Genomic DNA, 21,389 nt, shown 5'->3' with positions numbered 1-21,389 from the left:
CGATGCGTTCGACGTATCTTTGCCGGTCATCGAACCGCGCAAACTCAGAAATTGTCACCTCCGTAATCGGACAATTCCGCGTTGCGCGGGTGCCAGTCCAAATCCGCTGTCGCTCTGAATGATCGAGGCGGGCAAGCGCTCGGGTGTTGACGTCTGGTGCGATGTGATCGGGTGCTTCATCCAACCTGATCCGCAGCTTTTCGCCAATTGCGGCGTCTGTGTTCGTCATCCGCTCCGTCCCAAATGACTTAACCTTAAACCGGATCCTTCCGTCCTCCGCTGCCGCTGTGCCGAGCGCGTCGTAAAGGCTTTTGACAAGGCCTCCGGTGATCGGATCAAGTCCTCGAATCGAAGCGATAGCGCATCACGCTTCTTCGAGGCTTTGAACATTAGGCTAGTCACATCATTGTACCATTTCATCGCGCGCGCCTCGCTGAGACCGCTGCGGATCAGCCCTTCGCACATCGGCAGCAGATGCCGCGTAAGCACAAGGTTCCGCGCTTCCGCAAAGCCGCGCGCAATCGCGTCGTCGAATGCGATGTAGTAATCCATCACCTTCAAAACGACGTAGCGTGCTTGGGACTTTTCGTTGCGCTCCCCGGGGCGGACGGTCTCGGCAGTCGCTGCGCGCATATGACGCCAAAAGACGGGAACAGATGCCCAGTTGACGGCCCCGCCAATATGGCACGCAGCCTTGCGCAGCTTGTAGAAGCGTCCGAACACTCCCTCATGCCATTCGCGGTATGGCATCAACACATCCGGCGAGCTGCCGATGATATTCCAGACAAAGTTTGACCCACCTCGGCCAAAGCAATTCAATAGAAGCGCATTGGGCGGAAGAGCTTTGCCCGGCCTGGTGGGAGGCGAAGCACCGATCCTGTCAGCGGTCTGCATCTGCTTTCTCCGTTATCGCATCAGGCGCGACCCACTTCCCTGGCTCTCGTTGAAAGGCTAAACTGGAACCTATGATATGCTGCGGAGCTTGTGAGGAGAAGCGCGATAGTAAGTAACGGGTGTCCATGCGGAGTCTCATCCCGAAACCAGCAATTATTGGCACACGACAATGACCAACCGCCTTTCTCGCCGGGACCTGGCGCGGGCCGCATGCGCCGCCCTTGTGCTGGCGGCCGCCGGTCGCCCAGGACGGGATGCGCGCGCCGCCGGTCCGGCGCAAGGCGCGCAGCCGAAAGGTCACTCATGGCATCCTGGTCTGTTCCCAGAAATGATTGTGAAATCCTGGTTTCAGGAAGATCTGGCCGAAGGCGAAGTCTCCTCGTGGCAATCCGGCGGCGTGAAGCCGGTGGCTGCGGTGCAAGCCGAGCCCTCCCTGCGCCCAACAAAGCTTCCGAATAGCGGCGGCGTCCTCTTCAAGAAGGACACGAAACAGGCGTTGACCTGGCCAGTCGATAAGGATGCCCCCTATCTCCACCGGTGGTGGCTCGTGATCGCCCGGTGCAATTCGGCAGTCAACGCCGACGCGAAAAACGTTTCCGTTCTTTGCGTCAATGGGGCGGAGGGTGGCCCGGTGTATCGCCAGCCGCGGGTCTGTTTCAAGCCCTCGGCAGGCACATTCGTTTCGCAGCTCCATGACGGCAAGAATAAGAGCGAGGAAGGGCAATGCTCGACGGATTTTGACGACTGGAATGTCATGGTCGGGTACCGCCGCGGATTCGTGATGCAGGCTGTGGTGAATGGGGTCAAGACGGCCGGCCAGGCGATTTATGCATTGGCACCCAACCGGATGAAATCGCAGAGCTTCATGGGCGATGTGAACAATCCGATGAGGGCCGATGTCGCGATCGATTGCGCCATCATCGGACAAAGCGAACTCAATGATGCGCAGATCGAGAAGCTGATGGGATGGGGCATGTGGCGCGTCGGCCGGCAATCCGCCCTGCCCGACGATCATCCCTATAGAAAGAGCCCGCCTTCGGCGGTGGATGCCAGCGACAATCCCGCGCGCTATGCCTTCGATTCGCAGGCCTGGGCAAGCTGGGCGGCGGTTGGTAAAAGGACGAATCAAGCCCATCGCGGTCAGGCGGCGCCCGACATCGGCGGCTATACGACGGTGTTCTTCGACGATTTCGAAACCAACACCATTGTCGACGATCTGACAGGCGCACAGAGCAGCGGCTGGTTCGCGCCGACGCACCTCACCAATATCGGCGCGGATGCGAAGGCACAGCGGATTTCCGGGACGCCGTCTTCATACATTCACGATGCCGAGAGCCACACGCTGTCGCTCCGTCTCGTTCACAACAAGGTTTGGAGGACCGGAGCGTTTTCTTCGGTCAACAACAACGGCCAAGGTCGGTGGTGGGGAAAAGGAATATTCGAGATCCGCGCCAAGTTCCCCAAGCTTTCCGCGCCGCGCCCGGGCTTCTTTCCTGCCTTCTGGGCCTATGGCAAGGAGCACCTGTTTTGGCGGACGCGGAATCGTCTGGAAACTGACTTTTGGGAATATGGGGGGAAGGACGGAACGTGGATCAATATCAGCCAGCATGTGCATAAGCCGGCGCTTGCCTATCTCGATCCCCAAATCGCCGCCGCTGACGTGCGCAGGAAGATCGCCGGCTACCCGATCGACCAATCAAACGGCTTCCCCAGCGCGATAGACATATATGACGGCGAGTTTCATACGTGGTACGCCCAGATCGAAGATAATTACACATACTTCGTGATTGATGGCTATGAAGTGGCACGTTGCCCGACGACGCCGGAGCTTGCCGCGCAAAAATACATCATGGTCGATTTGGGCTTTCGATCCAGGGGCGGAGTCTTGCCGGATCCATCCGAAACTTACGACATGGCCATAGACTATATTCGGGTCCGTCAGAAGGAGTCGGACCTTGCGGAGGTGCCTGCAGGCTTCGCGCGATTGCCAGAGCTTTCCAGCTCTGCCTCAATCGGAAGCACGCTGAGCGTACAGCCGAATGTGCCAGCGTCGCATCTGGAGTACCTTTGGTATCGTGACGGAGTTCCCATCATCGGTGAAACTGCTGCAACATACAAGCTCAATGCAAGGGATGCTGGGCACAGGATCCGGTGCCAAGTGCGTGCGCTCTCTTTGCTTGATCAGCCGGAAGCCTGGACAGCCGAAGCGGACGTCGTAGAGAGGTAATCGTGCAAATGAGCTTTCGCGGCTTGACTATGGCATCATCTGCCCGAGCAAAAAGGACAGGCGGCAGGGTCTCCTCTTAGTTCCTTTTCGCCCCCGGGAGAAACATATGAGTCCGTCCGCCTATGATCGCTTGACGGTGAATAGCCCCAACCCGGCCGCACGGTTTGCGCAGAGAAGCCGGCATGAAAGGGGTATCCGACTTGTGAAGCAACATCTCTCTCCAAGCAGCGCTATCCTCGACTACGGATCCAACAATGGCGACTTTCTTAACACGCTGGCCGGCGGGGGCTGGACAGGACCGCTTTACGGCTATGATCCCTATGTGACGCCAAAAGCCCCATCGTTCACGCCGGTAGGGAGCCTGGGAGAGATACCTGATGAGGTACTAGACGCGGTGCTGGCCTTTGAAACCCTCGAGCATGTCGACGACCACGTATTAGAGGAGTTCATCTTGTTCTGTGAGCGCTCTCTTCGGGCTGGTGGAGTTCTGATCATCTCCGTGCCCATCATGATTGGGCCTATTCTCTTGCTCAAGTACCCCAACGCCGTTTTCATAAACAAGTCGCGATGGCGATACAGCGCCTGGGAGCTATTCCGTGCGGCAATTCTCTGGCAACAGGTCCCACGGAGCAAGTCCGGCGCCTATCTCGATCACAAGGGGTTTGACTACAGGGTGCTTCGACAGAGACTCGCCTGCCGCTTCGCCCCGATCTCGATCGGATATTCTCCATTTCCGGGCTTGGGCCCGGCCCTAAACTCTCAGGCTTTTATGTGCTTCCGGGCGATGAGCACGAGCGATCGTATCTGAGGTGAGATTGGAACCACCGCCACGGATATGTCCCTTGCTTTTCTCAAAGGGTTCTGCGGACTGAATGGAGTGCACTGAGTCCTGCGCGGACCCATCCCCCTTGATGTCCCGCCGAAATTCAGCGCATTGCCGGTCTTCTCGGGCGAGGCTTCACCAGTCCAAGAACTGACTGTCGTATCGAACGTGATTGCGTCGCAATAGAGTGTCTCTGGTATCGCGACGGCGTTCCGATCGTGGACGAAACCGGCACAAGCTATGAGCTCAGTTCGCGGGATACCGGGCATAAAATTCGCTGCCATGTTCGCGCGGTCTCTGTGCTCAACCAGCCAGAAGCCTGGACACCGGAGAGCGAGACCGTCGGCTAGGCCGCATCGACCGCACGCCGTCGGGATGCGTCACCACTCTCGTCGGACTGCTGATGAGTTCTGCCACCAGTAAGCCTCCCCGCAGCCGAGGAGGGTGAGCTTTCCCAACAGGCGGAAACCTCTTCGATATGCGATTGCCACAGCGGGCGGAACGATGGGGTCGTCGGCTGGAGCAGGGTGAAGTGTTTCTCCGCTGGCTGGCATTGATACATCCAACAAGTTCTGTTTCCGGGAAAGAGAACATGCTAAAAGAATATCGCGCCGCGAGGGGGCTGTGATGCGTTATCTCCTCACATTCGCGATACTGAGCCTCTTCCTGCCAATCAGGCTCGGGACGGGTCTTGTATTGCTGCGTCCGTTCGAGCTGATCGTATTGCTGGCGCTCATCATTGGCCTGGCGACGGGGCGTTGGCGAAATTTGGCTTTTTCAGTCGGTTTTCTGCTGCTCCTGCCCTTCTTCGGCTGGCACTTGGTCTCGGCCTTCAGCGTGGACGCGAAGAACGGCCTGCGCGAGCTGTTGCAGATGTCCACTGTGGGCGCCTTTGCGTTCGCCATCGCACAGGAGGCTAGATGGCTCGAGACGCAGAAGGCCGTCAACATCTTGCTTTTCGGCATGGTGCTGATTCTCGCCTATACGATCTCCTGGCATGTGGCTCATGGCTACTCGGTCGGCTGGAAGCACTTGGCCGACCCAAGGCTCGTATTCACCTTCCTTCCGATTGCGCTCGCGGGGCTCCTCCTCTTCGCCAAACGGGCCAAGCGACGCGGCCTTTGGTTTGCATGGGCAGGGATACTTCCCCTGCTCCTGCTATCCGGGGAACGCAAGGCGTTTTTGATCTGTCTCTTTCTGACCGCTGCGCTTCTGATGCGCGGACGGCTCGCTGCAATGGTACCGGCGATCGCCGCCGGCTTCGTGGGTCTTTTCATGTTATCGACCACGATGGATAACGCCTATGTCGAGAAGCAAATGCAGACCATTCTCGATCCGCTGAGCATGGGGCAATACGAATATCTGGTCGCGACGGGGAAATATGCCCCTGGTGACACGCCGAGCAATGTCCAGCGCGCGTTTGCTTTCACTCTGTCCAGACAACTCATCTCCGAACATCCACTGATGGGCGTGGGTACGAACCAATTCAAGAATATTATCGATACGGATTTCAGCGGACTTCCTGGCGAGTTGCGGCTGGGGATACATGGCGAGTTTCAACGCATCCTCACCGAGAACGGCATCATTGGGCTCAGCCTCTATATTCTCATATGGATTGCTGCGTGGTTTCGCTTAAGCCGTACTCTAAGCTGGGCCCTTTCTCACGGATTGATCGGAGCGGCCCAGGCACGGCTTCTGCCCCTCGTGCTTCTTGTACCCTGCGCCCTTTACGTTGGAACAGAAGCCTCCGGCACACGAGCTTTCGTCACGCTGAGTCTTGTCTCGCTCCTGCCTGAATTGACGCGGCACGGGCTTTGTCTATCATTGCGCAGGACGCGGAGGAGCCACCCCGGGAGCATGAGACATCCCCGATTCCTCGGGAGCCCCTTGCCAGGAAACACGAGATGAGTGTTTCAGTTATCATGACATGCCACAATGAAGAACGCTTCATCGTGCAGGCAGTGGAAAGCGTGATTAATCAGACCGCGTCGAGCGACATCAAAGAGATCATCATTGTCAATGATGGCTCGATGGACGGCTCGTCGGAAGTGATTGCATCGCTGGGTCGCAGGGAGCCGCGCATACATGTCCTGACGACGGCGGGTATCGGGCTTTCATCGGCGAGGAATCTTGCCATCAGACATGCTGCCGGCGATCTTATTGCAATTCTCGACGGCGATGACTTCTGGGCCGAGGACAAGCTTGAGCGTCAATTAGCCGTCTTGGGCAATGGCTGCAAGGCAGGTCTTGTCTATGGTGATCTTGTCGATTTTTCCGCACCGGATCTGTCCGATGCTCTACACGTCTCCGTGCGCCGCTATCGCGCGGACCAATGCGATACGTTGCCGACATATTTTCTGCTTGATGGGCCGATTGTTCCTTCCAGTATGGTTATGCGGCGGGAGATGGTCGAAGATATCGGGTTATTCGACGAGGCATTCAGGGCTGGAGAGGATACAGAGTTTTGTATGCGCGCAGCCGAGCGTTGGACATTTCAACATGTGGCCGAAGCACTCGTCTATAAACGGCGCCATGGCTCGAACATAACCCGCAGACTCGACGCGCTTCTGCCGGTAGCCGAACGCCTCACGCGAGAATGGGTCATGCGACGGCCGGAACTTACGCACCTCGCACGTCGGCGCAACGCGCGTTTGTACGCCAAGGCGGGCAATGATTGCGTGGCTCAAGGCGAAAAGAAACGCGGAGCGCGCTTGCTCATTCGCGCGATGTGGCACGATCCATTGTCCTGGCGCGTCTACGTTTACATCCTTCTTTGCGTCCTGCCGAGGGGGGTGGAGCCCCAGGTGCGCCGCGCAGCCAAGCTGTTGTTCTACCGCGCCCTGCGCAAAGGGAGCGGCATTGACGAATATCGGGGCGCTCAGCGCTAGAGGCACAAGGTAATCGGGAACGCTTCCGTATCACATGCGAATTCTTTACTTCATCAACGGCTTCGACCCCGGTGGTGCCGAGCACGGGCTGCTGACCTTGCTGCAAGCAGGATTTTTCAGCGGGCATGAGCTGAAGATTCTAGCCTGTTGCCGTGGTCGCGGGGCTCTTGCCGATGAAATCGCCGCAAAGATCGGAGGGCACAATCTTATCCTGACGTCGCAGAGCGAAGAGCCTTCCTTGCGCATCTTCGTGAGCGCGTTCTTTGTAATGTTGCGCCTCATCCGGGAGTGGCGGCCGGATATGGTTGTGTTGTCGCTCAAGCAGGCCAATCTCCTGGGACGATTCGCTGCGATGTTCGCTCCTCGGCTTCGCTGCGTTTCATTCGAGCACATCGCCCGTTACCGCTCCCGGCGTGCCGAAGGCGTTTATGGCCCTGTGCTCAAGGCGCTGTCCTGGCGTGTCGACGAAATCTGGGCTGATTGCGAAAATACGCTCCGGGAGACACAAGCATACTTCCTGCCCCGCAGGCGCCGGTCGCATGTGGTGCCTCTGTTTCGTGCCGATGGGGCTTCCTCCCACAAGCGCGACTACGCGCTTCACACACCCTTGCGCCTTGCTGCAGCCGGACGCCTTACGGCGCGAAAGAACTTTGACCGCCTGATCGAGGCCATCCGAATGCTCCAAGACCGCGGCGTTTCTGCAAGCCTCGATCTTTACGGCGATGGGCCGGAACGGCAGGCGCTTTCGCGCAAGGCGGATGAGCTCGGCATTCGAGATCGCGTGCATTTCCATGGATATGTCGCACGCTGGTTCGAGCTGGCCTGTGATCGTGACATGTTCATCAATTTGTCCGATACTGAAGGGTTCTGCATCGTCGTCGCCGAGGCGATGCTTGCCGGCCTTCCGATTGTCGCGACCGACGTCGGCGGTATTCGGGATTACGGCAAGCATGGAGAGAATATGCTGAAGCTTACTGTGCCCTCAGCGGAGATGGCGGTGACCCAAGTGTTGGTGCTCGCGGGCGATGAAACGCTTCGCAAAGAGATCGGAATACAGGCACGACACGATATGCTGGAGGCCTATTCGCAGGATGCTTTCCGTGTCCGCGCTACGGCGGTGTTGGGTGGCGGAATGTAAGGACCGGCAAAGCACTGGCGACCAGGATAGCCGGGCCGATCGTGAATTCCGACTGCTCGGCATCCCACCTGTCCGACATGGTTCTCGACCTGGCCCTTTTCCCAGTCCGATGCCAGCGCGCAGCCCACCGGCTGGAGGAAGCGACGATGTATCGCCGGTCCTTGCCGACGAACACCATCTCCTGCGTCTCGCGCGGATAAGCCCGGACGGAGTTTGTTCGTCAAAGCCTCCTTGGGCTATCTGCTCAAGACAAAACAATGCCTGCTCCACACTAGGCCTGGTAATACTGATGATAACGTTCACTGTAAAATTCGGCGCTGCCGAACTTTTGGTACCGCTTGATTCTTGTGATATCGACCTTGTTGAGCAGAACGCCGATGCATTTGTCCGCCAGGATCGGGTTGTTGTTGAGGATTTCGCGCACGAATGTACGAGCGGTCACACCCCATTCAACAACCAGAACAAGGCCGTCGAGGTGCTGGACAAAGGACCTCACGTCCGCGACCGGAGCCAACGGGGGCAAATCAACGACGACGTAATTGAACATAGGGCCCACCTTGAGCAGAAAGTCGCCCATTTTCTCGATAGGCTGCACGGTGTTTGCGAGCTTTTGTTGGCTCTGGTTCACGCCGGGCAGGAACCTCAATGGCAATGACTGATGGGCCAGCAAATCTCTCGGATTGAGTTCTCCAGCCAACAAGTTGGCCAGGCCTCGTTCCCAGCCGTTGGCTAACATAGGGGACAAGCCCGGATTGTGGATATCGGCATCGATCAACAACGTCTTACAACGCTGCATAGCAAGAACCATCGCTAAATTAGCAGCGACCAGAGACTTCCCTTCTCCCGGGAGGCAAGAAACGATGCCGAGCGCCTTGGTGCTCTTCCTTGGTAACTCGACGTCAACAGCGACTTTCACAGTTCGCATCGCTTCAGCGAATTCCGAGCGCGGATGTTGCTCTACCCAGTTGAAAGCGCTGTTCCCCACCTCGATGAATGACGGCTCTCCGGCCGCACGATCGTGCTTGTTTCGGCGAATTGGCTTCCCGTCCAGCAAAGGGATCATTCCGAGCGTCTGAAGTCCGAGCTCATCGCGCACTTGAGCCATAGTGCGGAAAAAGCGCTCCCGGTACTCCCGAATTCCGCCCACACCGGCGCCAACCATGCCGGCGAGTACGACGCAGAACGCCAACGTAAGACTGCTGTTCGGAGAACTCGGTCTGCTGGGGGTTGGTGCCTCCGAGATAGTCCGCGCCTCCGTCAACGCCATCGAAAGGTTCTGCAGGCTCGCTTGGTACTGCTGCAGGACCTGTTCATATTGCGACTTGAGAGAGGACGCCTCAAGTTCGAGCTGGCGCAAGGTAACCAGCGTTTCCTTGGTCAGCGTATTGTCTGTTCGGAACCTGTGGATTGCGAGCTCGGCATCGACCGATCGCTTCCGCACCGTCTCGAGCTCTTCCGCCAGTGCGCCGCGAGCTCGGATAATCGACTCGTCTTTGGCTCCGACTTGGTCAGAAATATAGATTTCTGCATACTTACTGGCTATTTTTTGCGCCATTTCGGCGCTAGGCGACCGAAATTGGACTTCCAGAATGTAAGAAAGCCCTACACGAGCTACCGTTATATTCTCAGCCAGAATGCCAAATGCCTGCCATCGAGGATCGGGTCCTCGCGCGGCACTCGAATTCACCGGCGCTCCGCTTGCTTCGGAACTGCCGATGAATGGCCACCGAGCGACCGATCCCGTGAGACTGTTGAGCAATGAATATGGCGCCGACAAGAAAGAGCGATCGGTAGCAAGACCGAGGCTGTCAACGACCTTTAGCCCGATGCGGTCGGAAAGCAACAATTCGACCTGACTCAGCATCATCGGGTCAAGCTGTGCGGAGCTTCCGCTCTCTGTTAACTGCGTTACGATGGATGGCTGGTTCTTGTCGATCAGGATTCTGGCCGTCGACTCGTACAAGGGCACCTCGACCCAGAGATACGCCAGCCCCAGCACAAGTCCTGCGAGCGCGCATGTAAGGACGAACCTCAACTGCCGTCGCGCTGCCGCCACGAGTGTTTCGAGATCAATCGTTCCCCACTGAGGATCGCCGAATGTGAAGGCAGAATCCGGGTGCTTTTCAACTTCGCGGAGCATAAGCCTTCAAACCCGTGGCATGAGACTGGCAGCGCATTAGTGACAAACACCATACCACATCATCTGGCTAAATGTCTGCAGATTCAGTATCGACGACCGCGGAGCCCAGGCACACCCAGGCACACCGCTCGGGCGGGCATCAGCCCGCTCTTCGCTAAAGGCGCAACTCCTAACCTCGATGCAATAAACGAAACCTCACGCGGCCCATGCTCCGACTGCCGCAATTCCGCTGCATGTCGTAAGCTTCAATTGAAGGAAGAAATTGAGTCGTATTGCCAGATGGCAAAACATCTGAGCAAGAGATTCCGGGCTCAGGTTGAGCCTGTCCTGCGGGAAACAGGGAGGTCGATTGGAATGGCTCGTCGATCACAGACGCGCGATAACGATCACCGCAAGTATCCTGCGCGCATCTGGCGCCTCGCGGAAATCCTCTCCGATGCCAGAATAAGACAGGCTGCAGTCACATTTTGTTTCGTAGTGTGGGGTGTCATCTTGGTGATCGTCCTGCTCTAGCAGCCTATAAAGGCGGAGGGGGCCCGCCTCACTTACTAAGTGGCTCGGCAGTTGCTCCCTTTCGGCTCATCGCGCGATGTGTGATTTCGGAGTCACCGATTTTTTGGAGACCGAGCGCCACACTAGCAGCATGACAGCAACAAAGTACCCGATCTGTATCAAGATCCCACAAATTAACGTTTGGACAAACGTGCTCCAGAGGGAGGCGGTGAGCAAATATGTACTGATGGCGAATGCCAACAGTACTATGATAAGGCCTCGCAAAAAAGGCAAAAAGGACATCGCCGTCCCACTCGCAGCCGCGTGACGCGCTCCTCGGCTTCCGGGCCTCAGCGCGTTAACCATCATAACATACCGGAACGGGTCAGAGCGACCAATATATTAGCAGATGCGAATAAAGACGCCCCCACCTGTGCCAGGACGCTTGCTTCCAGGCGACCAACTCCCGTTCGACCATCCACAGCTTCTCGGCCGTCGACCACCGCCGCCGTCGCTCGTGGCCGTTCAGGATCTCAATCTTCGGAATGCTACCAGTCATAGACACGACATTACTCCTATCCCTTATCAAGATGGAGATCGTGTCCGGTTCATTCGGGGGCTATTTCATACGGATGGCTTTCCCCTTCGGGGCCATACCTTGTTAGCGTGCGCAATGCACATCAAACCAGTCATGCCAGACAGGGTCAGGATCACCGGTGTGGCCAAGATCAAAGGCAAGCCACGTAAATGCAACTTCCTTCATTTGCCGCCACGGGCCATCAGTCTCATCACCGAATGGACCCGAGGAGCCGTAGGCAGAATGTTTCTTTGCAACATTCTCTGGTGCACGGCGACCCAGCATACGTCGAACACGACTTCGCAATCGTCTTAGATTTCGTGACCATTTGTTGGCCTGATCGGGGCTATAACTTAGCTGCCGAAAATCCTCCTGCGCAATCAGTTTGAAACGCGAATAGCCGAGATTGTGCATAAAGAACAGATCCTCCAAACGGCTCTTCTCAAACGAGACGAATTGAGGGAGATCGTTTGGGTCAAGTGCCTCCAAGCAGAAATGATCTGCAGTCTCGATATCAACCTTGAGGTAATAGGGTGTTCCAAACTCGGCCAAGATGTCGTTCATCGGTCGGCAAGTGACCTGGATCTCATGAGAAGTGTTGTTGCACATCTCCGCATTTTGCCTATCGAACGAGTTGAACTCGGGATTGCTACCGATCCAAAATGAGGCTTGTCCGTGACTTGGCCCAATCGCAGCCTCAACGACGTGAACTTGGCCCTTCTCGATCTCAGCAGCAAACCGTTTTCGCCCTGCTTCCGCTTGCGCAGGGTCTGCCTCAATCGCCACCACACGATAGCCTTGGCTCACATAGAATGCCGTATCATCGCCATTATGCATACCGACGTCATAAACCAAGTCGCGGTCCACGTTGCCCTCCTAAGGAGATGACGTGCAAAGCAAGATACTAAGATAATAGTTGGCCGCGCTCTGCCTAAACCACCCTTCCGAAGGAGAGTAGCATTAGGGTGTTGACGAAACCATCATTAGCATGACCCGTCCGCCTGATATCCGCTCGACCTCCGACCGCGAAATACGGGATAGGTTGTTCATCACGTCGCGCAAATGGCGCAACTTCGCCTCGGCGGATGAAATTTTAGGTTTGTCATCTGCGTCCCCCAATTAGCAGCACGACAATCATAACAAAGTAAAATCTCCCCACATGAGCGAATTAACTGCAAAGCGGGAAGCGTTCGCGCTGGCCTATGTCGAGTGCGGCAACGGGGCAAAGCCTACCGGAGCGCCTTCGATGTAAGGGAGAACACCAAGCCAGAAACCATCTGGTCCGAAGCCTCTCGCCACCTGGCCGACCCTAAGGTGTCCGAGTTGTGTGCGTCAAGTTCTGCAAAAATGGCGTGGCATTCAGCGGTGACGTTGGTGTGTCCGCCGCGCAGCTTCCGTGTTTAGCGGAGCGGCGGACATGGCGGCCCCGCGTCAGGCGGGCCAATGCCGCTCAGGCCACCAGGACGCGACTGCCATCAGCAGGTAGCCCGCCGACCGGCTGCTCGCTGGCCGGCGGTGTCGCTTCCGATCGGCAACACGATGGTGACGTCAGCCATAGCGTTTGCGGCTCCACGACTGCACCAGATTGACGAGCAGGAGCATCTCGAACGATGGCAAAAGCATGATCGCCGCGATCGCGGTGGCCGCCGGATAGTTGTATTCTTCCAGCCGGATGACGATCAGAGTGGCGCGATCTCGGAACATCGTCTGCCTTGTTGCCGTTGTTCAGAGCGTAAATTCGCCTCAAAGGAATGGCGTTGTGAGAAAGGTCTGCGTCGATGTCATGCTCAAGCATTGCGGAGTGATCGCGAATGTTGAATAGATCGGTGCGCTGGATGCGGTCAGGCAGCTGCGCTGCGCTCGCATGCATGTTTTTGTTGTTCGCATATGCGAATCTGTCGAATGGCCTTGCCCTAGCAGAGGAGTACAATGCCGGCGAGTACCGTCTGCAGACTGGCGACGTGATCGGCTTCGCTGTCATAGGCTATCCCGAGATGCAAAAGCGAGCTGTGATCGACCAAAGCGGTGTAGTTGTGTTGCCGGTCCTAGGCCCCCTCAAAGTTCTCGGGAAGACAATAGGGGATGTTCGCAAGGAGGTAATTGAGGTTTTAAAACCAAAATCCCTTCCGCAACGATCCACAGATGGCACTGAGACTTGGACTGGTTTTTATCCGGATCAGATTGTAGTTGATATTGAGGAATACCGACCCGTCTATATTGATGGGGACATTGCCTCTCCTGGGACTCAGGCCTTCAGACCAGGAATGACTGTCCGACAAGCTGTGGCGGCTGGCGGCGGCTACCAGCTCGGTCGCGGTGAGCTTCAAAACCCTGAAATGACAGCAGCGGACCTTGGCGGCCGCCTCCACATTCTGCGCATCAAGTACCAGGAAAGCGAAATCAAGGCTGCTCGCATAGAGGCGCAGCTGAGCGGCGCCAGAGCGATTGAGCTTCCGGACGCAGAACGTGTCCCGAGCCTCGAACCTCGTCGCGACGAAGCTTTGCAGCAGGAGGGGAAGCATCTTGAAGCTGTCTATGCGGATCAGGAGAAGGAGCGCGCTTCAATTAAGTTGGCCGCAACCAAGGCGGAGGAACGAATGGGCTACCTGAAGGAGCAGCAGAAGGCGGATCAAGCGGGCGCAGCCGCAGATGCGGCGGAACTTGTTCGCCTCAAGAAGCTCTTCGAAAAAGGTCTGATCCAGATCACTAGCGTCAACAATGCTCAACGCGCAGTGCTCTTGTCAGCGACCCGCGCTTTGCAAACCAACGCTGAGATCGCTCGACTTGAACGCGACCAAGGGGATTTGCAGCGCAGTCTTGATAAGCTTATCGACCAGAGTCGAATTGACCTGTTGGCTGATTTGCAGACTGAACGCGCGGCGATGACGCAAATGCGCGCTGAGATGGATTCATTGACCAAACAAATCGCATACGTGATGCAGATGCGCAGCGACCTTGTAGGCGAAGGGGACCGCATTACGATCGGTGTAACCCGCTCCACTGACGGACAAGCAGCGACGACCGAGGCGACCGAAGATACTCTGCTTGCTCCGGGTGACACCATCACAATTACGCTGGAGGCCCCACCAGGAGCGGCGGTCGCGAACTAAACAATTAAATATTGTATAGAGGCGGCGCGTAGTTGCACGTGTCCTATGGAAATGTGGTCCGGGCCAAGATCGTTTTGGTGGCCGCTCAGGGTCCGGGCAATGACGTGACTGCCGCGTGCGCCGCCAAAGCCTGGGATCAAGCATCTAGCTTCAACAGCTCTGGCTCGGTACGCCCGAACAGGGACGCGCTCACCTCTCCAGATAAATCTTTCCATAAAGAGGCCGAGACTCGGCGTTTCGCATCCGTTTCACTCGAACCTTGATCCAGCGAGGAACCAGCCCCCGGCAGCAGACGTCGACCGTGTGAGGCAGACGTGAAATGGCCGTGCGCGGCTCCAGGACAAAGAGCTTCTTCGACAGGTACCAGGCTGCGGAAGGCCGCCCTTGAATCAAAGCTCTCACGGCAAACCCATTGATCGTGTCAAGCAGATGGGCATTGAGATCGCTCCCAAATTGCGGATATTTCTCGCGAAACTCGGCCAGGACAATTTCATACGAGCGAAACATCTGCATGACATCGCTCGACATGTTGCCGATCGTCCTCCGGTAACCCACAAGATGTTGGGGCACGACACGAAACTCGTAATTCTCCGCTATTCTGAGGCACATTAGAAGATCTTCGCAGCCTTGTGCGTTCCTCGCCCTCAGGGAAGGATCAAACTGTCCCGCCCGCTCGAATGCGGAGCGACGTAGAAGCATCGAACTTCCGTTACCGACAAAGTTGTTTCTGCACATGCGTTGCAGCACGCGACCATCGGCATCGGGCTGTTTGAATGAAAATATCCGACCGTCCTCATCGATCTCCGCAAACCAGCAATATGCCAGGCCAGCTGACGAGCCTCCTTCCTGCAGGACGCGCAGTTGCAGTGCGATTTTGGATGGAGCCCAAAGATCATCCGCGTCCACGAACGCTAGAAACTCCGCATCGGTGGCAGCGGCGCCGCTGTTGCGTGCGTGCGCAACACCCGCGTTCGGCTGCCTGAAAAGGCGTATACGCCGATCTTGCTCGGCATAGGCGGCCACGATTGACGCGGACCGGTCCGTCGACCCATCATCCACTACGATAATGTCCAGCGCCTGGTGGCTCTGCTGGCAGATGCTGGTCAGCGTCGGGAGAATGGTTCTCTCGGCATTGAACATGGGCACCACGACGCCTATCACAGTGGCATTGTGCTGGCTCATTTGCCTTCGTCTCTCTCACGACGTGGTAAAATGGCACATCAGGGCCGGTAGTTCCATCAGATTTCACTACTTTAGCTGATGAGGATTCAACCACGACGGCCGAGCGGCAAGGCAGAGGGCCCCCGACGAGTTCCACTCAGCACTCCTGGAAGCGATAAAGCAGCAGCCTCCGGACTTTAGCTGGATATTTAGGAACTCCGATTGTGTAGGTGAGTGAGGAACCTCCCGAACCGCCCGTCGCGGCATCCGCTGCCGAAGCCATGCAGCAGTCGCAGCATCGGTGAAACAGGCGTCCACTACTACAACGACAACGCCCCGGTCGAGATCGCCGGCTGCCCACGCATGCACGCGATTCAGCCGTTCATCGTTCAATCACCGCGATCCAAGACGTTATGGCGACATGGCACGCGCGAAATGGCACCGGATCTCCGGGGCCGCCGACGATATCTATCAAGATGCAACGCCAAAATTACCTCCGGTCGCCGTGGGCCACCCGCAACTGGAAACGATGGCGGGCGTTGATGTGACGAACAGGATATAAGCCTATCTGGCAGCGAGCCTGGTTGAAGAAAGCCCGACGGTCATGAAGCCAATGAACGAAGAGCATCTCGCAGTTCTACGCAGGCACATGGTCGAGATGATTGCAATCCATACCGACCTTGCAAGCGAAGAACTCGGCAAGGCGGCGCTCGATGAGCGCGTGATGGCTGCGATGCGGCGAGTGCCGCGGCATCTCTTCGTGCCAGCCTCGGTTGCGCCTTATGCCTACCAGGACATGCCGCTGCCGATCGGCTTCGATAAAACCGTCTCGCAGCCGTTCATCGTCGCTCTCATGACCGATCTCCTTGCTCCCCAACCGCACGAGGCGGTGCTCGAGATCGGCACCGGGCTGGGCTACCAAACCGCAATCCTCGCGGAACTCGCCGGGCACGTTTGGAGCGTCGAAATCATCGAGGAATTCGCAAGCCACGCCGAGACTCTCCTGCAGGGCCTCGGTCTATCCAATGTCAGCATTCGTGTCGGGGACGGGTCTCGCGGCTGGCCCGAGCACGCCCCATTCGACAAGATCCTGGTCACCGTGGCGGCTGGGCGGGCGCCGCCGGCTTTGCTTGAGCAGCTCAAGCCGGGGGGCCGCCTGGTTCTGCCTGTCGGACCTGAGGAAGTGCAGTTGCTGACGGTCATCGACAAGGATTCGGCAGGGCAACTGAAGACTCGCAAACTCATCCCGGTTCGGTTCAGCCGGCTCGAAACGGTCTAACGACGGTGCGGACATCTGGCCCCGCAGGGCCAGCAACTTCGCTATGGCCAGAGATGACGCAGGCCGCGCGAGGATTGTTTTTAACCCGACTGTGCCCGCGACAGCGCCTCGCGTTTCCGCCGCCCAAAACCAGTATGGGTTCTCGCGGTCTCACGGCTGCTTCGCGTCCGCTCTTTTGAGCATCGCAAATGCGCGATTGATCCGTTGCACAGCTGTGGCGTTTGCCAGCAGTGCGTAAAGCGCGAACCCGCCCGTCAGAATCCAGGGCGAAGCGGCGCCCATGGCGGTCGCGAATCCGTCGGCGACTAGCAGCACGCAAATGAACACCAGGCGTTCCATCCGTTCGAAGAAATCCGGCCACGCGTGGTTTTCTATAGGGATTTCGATCGCCGTCCGCGCCTTGGCGTAGCTGGTGAGGATCCCGCCGGCGAATGCGATCATTGCGATCGCCCACAGATCAGCGACCCAGCCTATTGCCGCAAAAACGGCAAGTTCCTGATAACGGTCGGCCATGGCGTCGAAATAACCACCGGCCTTGGTGCTCATATGTCTGCGACGGGCAACCGCGCCGTCCAGCGCGTCGAAGGTGAAGGCAAACGCGAGGCAAAGGCCAAAGGCAAGGCTTGACTGGTGATACAGATAGGCGGCGCACGACAGGGCGACGAGCACTAGCCCGACTGATGTAACCTGGTTCGGGGTCATGCCGATCCCGACCAGCGGAGAAGCGGCGTGCTCCCATAGCGGGTCGATACGACGTTTCATGAGACCGGCGATCATGATTACTCGGCTCCTCTAATGATGTCGTTGCGCGGAGCTTAACCGGCAAATTGCGGGTTCGTTCCAGCCCGTCGGCACCTAGACTGGCTCAGACGTCTTTCCCAGCTCAACCCAGCAGCGTTTCTTTGGCGAATGCGGCCAATGGATTAAGGTAGCCAGAGGCTGTCAAGCTGGCGGCGAAACGGAAAATTTCGGTTGCTGCTACAGCAGCCCGATATTGTTTCGCAGTTTCTGCAATACCCGTTGTGTCCGCTGTCGCAAATCGACTGGCGGTCTAGCGGTAGTAACCCGAAAGATGCCGTTATAACGCGTATTCGCAATTCACGGGGAAGCCGTCCGAAACTCCATGCGTAAATTTCTGCCCAAGTTTGCTTACCTGCTCGCGACCTCTGCCGGCGCAGGATTATCTCCGGTATGGCCGGGCACGGTCGGCGCGGGCGTCGGAGTGGCTCTTGCCGCGGTCCTGATACCTGCATCGCCTTGGCTGATCGCGCTTGCCTACATGGCCGTATTCGCCGTGGGAGTATGGGCGTCGTCGCATGTCATCTCCCGTACCGGGACGGAGGATCCGCAGATCGTCGTCATTGACGAGACCTTCGGCACCGCCGCAACGCTTTCCATGCTGCCGCTCGACCCGGTCTGGTGGGCAGCAGGTTTCCTTGCTTTCCGGTTTTTCGACGTCGTCAAGCCTTGGCCCATCGGCGTCGTCCATGAAAAAGTAAGGGGTGGGGTCGGCATCATGCTGGACGACGCGGCTGCAGCTGTGGTCGCCGGCGCGTTGCTGCTTTTGCTGAACGATTTGATTCAACGTTTGCCGTAACCTGCCACGGTCGAGGGAAAAACAGACCTCTCTCCACTAAAATCTGCCGCAGCAGCGCTAGACCGCAGCGTCGCGCGGCCGCGCCAAATCGTTCGTTCCCTCCGGATCCGGCGCTTGGCCATAGCTCATCTTCTTCATCTGCTCGATCACCCGCGCCATCTCCTCGTCGGAAAGGACCGGCGGCTCGCCAAGGGTAAGCGCCTGGACATACATGCGCGACAGGGTTTCGACCTCGTTCGCCAGCCACAACGCCGCTTCCATGGTCTTGCCGAGCGAAATCTGGCCGTGCTGGCCGAGCAGGCAGGCGAGGCGACCCTTGAGTGCAACCAAGACATTGTCGGACAAAGCCTGCGTGCCAAACGTCGCGTAGCCGGCGCAGCGGATGGTCGTACCGCCCGCCACTCCTGTCATATAATGGAAGCTCGGAATCGTCTTGTGATGGCAGGCCAGCGTCGTGGCGTAGAGCGAGTGGCAATGCAGTACGACGTTGATCTCCTGCCGCTCCCTCAAAATGTCACGGTGGAAGCGCCACTCCGAGGAGGGCCGTCGGCCGACATAAGTGCCGTCAAAGCCCATCTCGACGATGTCTTCGGGCGTCATCGTTTCGTAGGGCAGCGACGAGGGCGTGATCAGGAAACCGTCGCTGGAGCGCACCGACAGGTTGCCGGCATTGCCCTGGTTGATACCGCTGGAGTTCATCCGGCGGCAAACATCCACCATTTCGCGGCGCAGAGCGCTGTCATCAGTCATCGATCGTTCCTTTTGCTGGTCTTGCCCTGTTGCAAGTTGTTTCGCTTGATCAGTTCGCGCCACCGCTGTGCGTAGGCTGCGAGCGCCTCATGATCGCCGGCAAAGGCGGCCGGCAGGCTGAGCGCGATCGGAGCCGGCGTGTCACGAGTTTCGTGTTCGCCAAGTAGCGCCGCACCCGAAGCGGTGCCATAGGAGTCGAGGTTGTAGACCGTTTCGGCGTTTGGCCGCAGCGCGGCAACCAGTGTGGCGTAGAGCGGGTCTCGCAGGAAGGTGCCATCCAATGCAACCAGCCCGTTTTCGTTCAGCGCATCGATACATTCCACCGTCAGCAGCGCGGCGTAGAGCACCGCGAGCGCCTTGCGCTCTGCAGGGGATTCTGCAGGCGGCCCTTCAAACCGGCCGCACCCGGCGCTGCCTGGAAACAGGCCGTCATCGTCGCCGAACGACGGCAATGCGAAGGTGCCGCGCTCAATCAGCAAACTGACCAGCGCAGCGTCGGCTGCATTTCCTTCTTGCCCCTGCCCTGCCACATGACTGAACTCACGTCCGCCCATGGTCAAAACGCCGCCGACCGGGCGTCCTGTCACGTCGCTGTTCAGCACCATTCCGCGATTTTCATCGAGTTGGTCGAGAGGTGTCGCCGCGCACAGTCCGACAATCCAGGTTCCGGTAGAGATCACGCAGGCGTCGCGCATCCCTGCCGCCTGGTAGCGGTAGAGGTTCAGGCTGCTGTCGTGGCCACCGGTCAGGACTGACAGCTTTTCCGGTATGCCGTGCCGGCGCGCCAGATCCTGCCGGATTGGCCCCAACCTCTCCCAGGCCGGATGAAATGGTGGCATGAGGCGCTGCCATCCCTGCCCCGCCACAATGGGCGCCCACCGCTTGCGCACATTGTTCCACAGATGTGATTGCGCCGAGAGGACGGTCGTTTCGGCCGATGGCACGCCCGACAGCCGCCAGGCCCAATATTGAGGCAAGCCCAGATACCACCGAGCCTGAGCGACGCGCTCCGGATCAACCTGCTGCATCCAGTACAGCTGGCGCGCCTGGTGGGCGGCCTTCAGCATGATCGAGCTGCCGCGATCGAAGAAATCGCCCGAAAGCGGCGCGTAGCCCTCGCGAATTGCCGGCGGCAGGTCCTGCTCATAATCAATCATCGGCAGGGCGCAAGTGTCGTCGGGATCTGCGTTCACCAGAACCCCTGCGGAGCCATGTCCGGTGCCGACCACCTTTTCCAGCGGATGGTGTCGGCACAAAGTGGCGAGCGAGCCGAACAGCCAGTCGCCGATGCCGTTGAGATCGTGCTGCCGCCACGGCGGACCGGGCCGCACTTCGTTGTGGACAGAGAGGCTCTCCACGAGCACGCCGTCGAGCGTCATCGCGGAGAGCTTTATGTTGGTCTTGCCGACGTCGAAGACGGCGATCCTTGCGCCGTCCGCCTTCTGCCCGTCATCCATCGTGTCAGATCAGACCGTATTGGCGAGCCTTGTTGCGCAGGAACGGCAAGCCATTGCCCATCACTTCGGCCTCGTCCTTCGCAACCGGCCGCCAGACCGAGAGGCCGTAGGAGACTTCCGGCGGCATGTTGATGAAGCTTTCCATGGCAAGTCCGCCCTTGAAACCGATCGCCGCCAGTGTTGCGTAAATCTCGTCCCAGGGGCAGTTGCCGGTGCCTGGTGTGCCGCGATCGCTTTCAGACAAGTGGATGTACTTCAGGTGATCGCGGGCGGCCAGAATGCCGTTGGCGGCTCCCTTCTCCTCGATGTTCATATGGTAGGTGTCGAGATGAACAAAGATGTTGTCGGCCCCGACTTTCTCGACCATCCAGACGGCCTGCGCGCCGGTATTGATCAAATGGTTCTCGTAGCGGTTCACCGCCTCGATTCCGAGCTCTATGCCGCGCTTCTTGGCGTGCTTGGCGGCGACGGTCAGCACATGGGCGATATTGTCGTATTCCTTTTCGGTGGGTGGCAGGCCGGTGCGTTCGCCGATACCGCCAAAAATCACGCCGGAAAGCGCCAGCGCGCCCATCTCGGCGGTCTTGTCGATCGCCACTTCGAGATGTTCGATGGCAGCATCCGGCCGCACCGAGGCCCAGGCGCGCTCCGGCAGGCCAAGCGAGCAAACGGCAGGAAGATTGTGCTTTTCGAGCAAGGCGCGCGTGTGCGCGGCATCGACCGCCGGCGCGTTCAGAAGCGCGATCTCGATAAAGTCCATCCCGTATTTGACCGAAGCCGCGATCGCCTTCTCCGCGCCGGCCCGGTCCCAGTTCATCGTCCACATCGAGGTGTGGACCCCAAAACCATGCATCTA

The 21,389-nt window shown here is 58.2% G+C and carries 17 protein-coding genes and 1 pseudogene; 8 read left to right on the top strand and 10 right to left on the bottom strand.

Features of this window, described 5'->3' with window-relative positions:
* Window positions 1-225: 225 nt before the first annotated feature.
* Complete coding sequence (locus AC0L3N_RS04160; RefSeq protein ID WP_473545817.1) at window positions 226-894, bottom strand: hypothetical protein; 669 nt, start codon at window positions 892-894, stop codon at window positions 226-228.
* A gap of 169 nt (window positions 895-1,063) precedes the next feature.
* Here AC0L3N_RS04160 and AC0L3N_RS04155 point away from each other — a divergent pair, with 169 nt between their 5' ends.
* The 5 genes from AC0L3N_RS04155 (at window position 1,064) to AC0L3N_RS04135 (ending at window position 7,970) form a co-directional block, all read left to right on the top strand.
* Window positions 1,064-3,121 (top strand): hypothetical protein, encoded by a 2,058-nt coding sequence (locus tag AC0L3N_RS04155; protein ID WP_473545815.1) that lies wholly within the window; start codon window positions 1,064-1,066, stop codon window positions 3,119-3,121.
* Between the two features lie 106 nt (window positions 3,122-3,227).
* On the top strand, window positions 3,228-3,929 hold the full coding sequence (locus AC0L3N_RS04150) for a class I SAM-dependent methyltransferase (RefSeq protein WP_473545813.1): 702 nt from the start codon (window positions 3,228-3,230) through the stop codon (window positions 3,927-3,929).
* A gap of 642 nt (window positions 3,930-4,571) precedes the next feature.
* Entirely contained in the window at window positions 4,572-5,852 is a 1,281-nt protein-coding gene (locus AC0L3N_RS04145) for an O-antigen ligase family protein (RefSeq protein WP_473545811.1), read from the top strand.
* A complete protein-coding gene (locus AC0L3N_RS04140) occupies window positions 5,849-6,832 on the top strand; it encodes a glycosyltransferase family 2 protein (RefSeq protein ID WP_473545809.1) in 984 nt (327 codons plus the stop codon). The genes AC0L3N_RS04145 and AC0L3N_RS04140 overlap by 4 nt, the downstream gene beginning before the upstream one ends.
* A gap of 34 nt (window positions 6,833-6,866) precedes the next feature.
* Complete coding sequence (locus tag AC0L3N_RS04135) at window positions 6,867-7,970, top strand: glycosyltransferase (RefSeq protein ID WP_473545807.1); 1,104 nt, start codon at window positions 6,867-6,869, stop codon at window positions 7,968-7,970.
* 271 nt (window positions 7,971-8,241) lie between these two features.
* On the opposite strand, the gene AC0L3N_RS04130 is transcribed toward AC0L3N_RS04135, so the two are convergent.
* The 4 genes and pseudogenes from AC0L3N_RS04130 to AC0L3N_RS04115 all read right to left on the bottom strand — a co-directional run.
* A complete protein-coding gene (locus AC0L3N_RS04130; protein ID WP_473545805.1) occupies window positions 8,242-10,110 on the bottom strand; it encodes a Wzz/FepE/Etk N-terminal domain-containing protein in 1,869 nt (622 codons plus the stop codon).
* A 579-nt stretch (window positions 10,111-10,689) separates the two neighbouring features.
* Window positions 10,690-10,905 (bottom strand): exopolysaccharide production repressor protein, encoded by a 216-nt coding sequence (locus AC0L3N_RS04125; RefSeq protein WP_473545803.1) that lies wholly within the window; start codon window positions 10,903-10,905, stop codon window positions 10,690-10,692.
* 358 nt (window positions 10,906-11,263) lie between these two features.
* On the bottom strand, window positions 11,264-12,046 hold the full coding sequence (locus AC0L3N_RS04120) for an FkbM family methyltransferase (protein ID WP_473545801.1): 783 nt from the start codon (window positions 12,044-12,046) through the stop codon (window positions 11,264-11,266).
* A gap of 681 nt (window positions 12,047-12,727) precedes the next feature.
* Window positions 12,728-12,879: pseudogene (locus tag AC0L3N_RS04115) on the bottom strand (molybdate ABC transporter permease subunit); the annotation flags it as partial.
* 168 nt (window positions 12,880-13,047) lie between these two features.
* Here AC0L3N_RS04115 and AC0L3N_RS04110 point away from each other — a divergent pair.
* Window positions 13,048-14,289 (top strand): polysaccharide biosynthesis/export family protein, encoded by a 1,242-nt coding sequence (locus AC0L3N_RS04110; protein WP_473545799.1) that lies wholly within the window; start codon window positions 13,048-13,050, stop codon window positions 14,287-14,289.
* A gap of 189 nt (window positions 14,290-14,478) precedes the next feature.
* Here AC0L3N_RS04110 and AC0L3N_RS04105 read toward each other — a convergent pair whose 3' ends face one another.
* The gene (locus tag AC0L3N_RS04105; protein ID WP_473545797.1) at window positions 14,479-15,471 is read right to left on the bottom strand and encodes a glycosyltransferase family 2 protein; all 993 of its coding nucleotides are present in this window, start codon (window positions 15,469-15,471) and stop codon (window positions 14,479-14,481) included.
* A 583-nt stretch (window positions 15,472-16,054) separates the two neighbouring features.
* On the opposite strand from AC0L3N_RS04105, the gene AC0L3N_RS04100 reads away from it, so the two are divergent.
* A complete protein-coding gene (locus AC0L3N_RS04100) occupies window positions 16,055-16,729 on the top strand; it encodes a protein-L-isoaspartate(D-aspartate) O-methyltransferase (RefSeq protein WP_473545795.1) in 675 nt (224 codons plus the stop codon).
* Window positions 16,730-16,879: 150 nt separating this feature from the next.
* Here AC0L3N_RS04100 and AC0L3N_RS04095 read toward each other — a convergent pair whose 3' ends face one another.
* Window positions 16,880-17,431 (bottom strand): CDP-alcohol phosphatidyltransferase family protein, encoded by a 552-nt coding sequence (locus tag AC0L3N_RS04095; protein ID WP_473545855.1) that lies wholly within the window; start codon window positions 17,429-17,431, stop codon window positions 16,880-16,882.
* A gap of 421 nt (window positions 17,432-17,852) precedes the next feature.
* Between AC0L3N_RS04095 and AC0L3N_RS04090 the strand changes: the two genes are divergently transcribed.
* On the top strand, window positions 17,853-18,326 hold the full coding sequence (locus AC0L3N_RS04090) for a phosphatidylglycerophosphatase A family protein (protein ID WP_473545793.1): 474 nt from the start codon (window positions 17,853-17,855) through the stop codon (window positions 18,324-18,326).
* Between the two features lie 57 nt (window positions 18,327-18,383).
* Here the strand turns inward: AC0L3N_RS04090 and AC0L3N_RS04085 are convergent, their stop codons facing one another.
* The 3 genes from AC0L3N_RS04085 to AC0L3N_RS04075 are packed head-to-tail and all read right to left on the bottom strand — an operon-like array spanning window position 18,384 to window position 21,386.
* A complete protein-coding gene (locus AC0L3N_RS04085) occupies window positions 18,384-19,076 on the bottom strand; it encodes a class II aldolase/adducin family protein (RefSeq protein WP_473545792.1) in 693 nt (230 codons plus the stop codon).
* Window positions 19,073-20,533, bottom strand: coding sequence for an FGGY family carbohydrate kinase (locus AC0L3N_RS04080; protein ID WP_473545790.1), 1,461 nt, complete (start codon window positions 20,531-20,533; stop codon window positions 19,073-19,075). The genes AC0L3N_RS04085 and AC0L3N_RS04080 overlap by 4 nt, the downstream gene beginning before the upstream one ends.
* 4 nt (window positions 20,534-20,537) lie before the next feature.
* Window positions 20,538-21,386 carry a sugar phosphate isomerase/epimerase family protein gene (locus AC0L3N_RS04075; protein WP_023799537.1) on the bottom strand — a complete coding sequence of 283 codons (849 nt, stop codon included), beginning with the start codon at window positions 21,384-21,386 and terminating at the stop codon, window positions 20,538-20,540.
* Window positions 21,387-21,389 lie beyond the last annotated feature (3 nt).

The sequence above is a fragment of the Mesorhizobium sp. WSM4807 genome (genome assembly GCF_055811615.1).
Note: the sequence above shows the minus strand (reverse complement) of the source record. Positions and strands in the feature narration are given on the sequence as shown.

What these genes read in the sequence shown, in the direction of transcription:
- AC0L3N_RS04160 (WP_473545817.1), bottom strand. Translation starts at nt 894, where the DNA reads ATGCAGACCGCTGACAGGATCGGTGCTTCGCCTCCCACCAGGCCGGGC.
- AC0L3N_RS04155 (WP_473545815.1), top strand. Translation starts at nt 1,064, where the DNA reads ATGACCAACCGCCTTTCTCGCCGGGACCTGGCGCGGGCCGCATGCGCC.
- AC0L3N_RS04150 (WP_473545813.1), top strand. Translation starts at nt 3,228, where the DNA reads ATGAGTCCGTCCGCCTATGATCGCTTGACGGTGAATAGCCCCAACCCG.
- AC0L3N_RS04145 (WP_473545811.1), top strand. Translation starts at nt 4,572, where the DNA reads ATGCGTTATCTCCTCACATTCGCGATACTGAGCCTCTTCCTGCCAATC.
- AC0L3N_RS04140 (WP_473545809.1), top strand. Translation starts at nt 5,849, where the DNA reads ATGAGTGTTTCAGTTATCATGACATGCCACAATGAAGAACGCTTCATC.
- AC0L3N_RS04135 (WP_473545807.1), top strand. Translation starts at nt 6,867, where the DNA reads ATGCGAATTCTTTACTTCATCAACGGCTTCGACCCCGGTGGTGCCGAG.
- AC0L3N_RS04130 (WP_473545805.1), bottom strand. Translation starts at nt 10,110, where the DNA reads ATGCTCCGCGAAGTTGAAAAGCACCCGGATTCTGCCTTCACATTCGGC.
- AC0L3N_RS04125 (WP_473545803.1), bottom strand. Translation starts at nt 10,905, where the DNA reads ATGTCCTTTTTGCCTTTTTTGCGAGGCCTTATCATAGTACTGTTGGCA.
- AC0L3N_RS04110 (WP_473545799.1), top strand. Translation starts at nt 13,048, where the DNA reads ATGTTTTTGTTGTTCGCATATGCGAATCTGTCGAATGGCCTTGCCCTA.
- AC0L3N_RS04105 (WP_473545797.1), bottom strand. Translation starts at nt 15,471, where the DNA reads ATGAGCCAGCACAATGCCACTGTGATAGGCGTCGTGGTGCCCATGTTC.
- AC0L3N_RS04100 (WP_473545795.1), top strand. Translation starts at nt 16,055, where the DNA reads ATGAAGCCAATGAACGAAGAGCATCTCGCAGTTCTACGCAGGCACATG.
- AC0L3N_RS04095 (WP_473545855.1), bottom strand. Translation starts at nt 17,431, where the DNA reads ATGACCCCGAACCAGGTTACATCAGTCGGGCTAGTGCTCGTCGCCCTG.
- AC0L3N_RS04090 (WP_473545793.1), top strand. Translation starts at nt 17,853, where the DNA reads ATGCGTAAATTTCTGCCCAAGTTTGCTTACCTGCTCGCGACCTCTGCC.
- AC0L3N_RS04085 (WP_473545792.1), bottom strand. Translation starts at nt 19,076, where the DNA reads ATGACTGATGACAGCGCTCTGCGCCGCGAAATGGTGGATGTTTGCCGC.
- AC0L3N_RS04080 (WP_473545790.1), bottom strand. Translation starts at nt 20,533, where the DNA reads ATGGATGACGGGCAGAAGGCGGACGGCGCAAGGATCGCCGTCTTCGAC.
- AC0L3N_RS04075 (WP_023799537.1), bottom strand. Translation starts at nt 21,386, where the DNA reads ATGCATGGTTTTGGGGTCCACACCTCGATGTGGACGATGAACTGGGAC.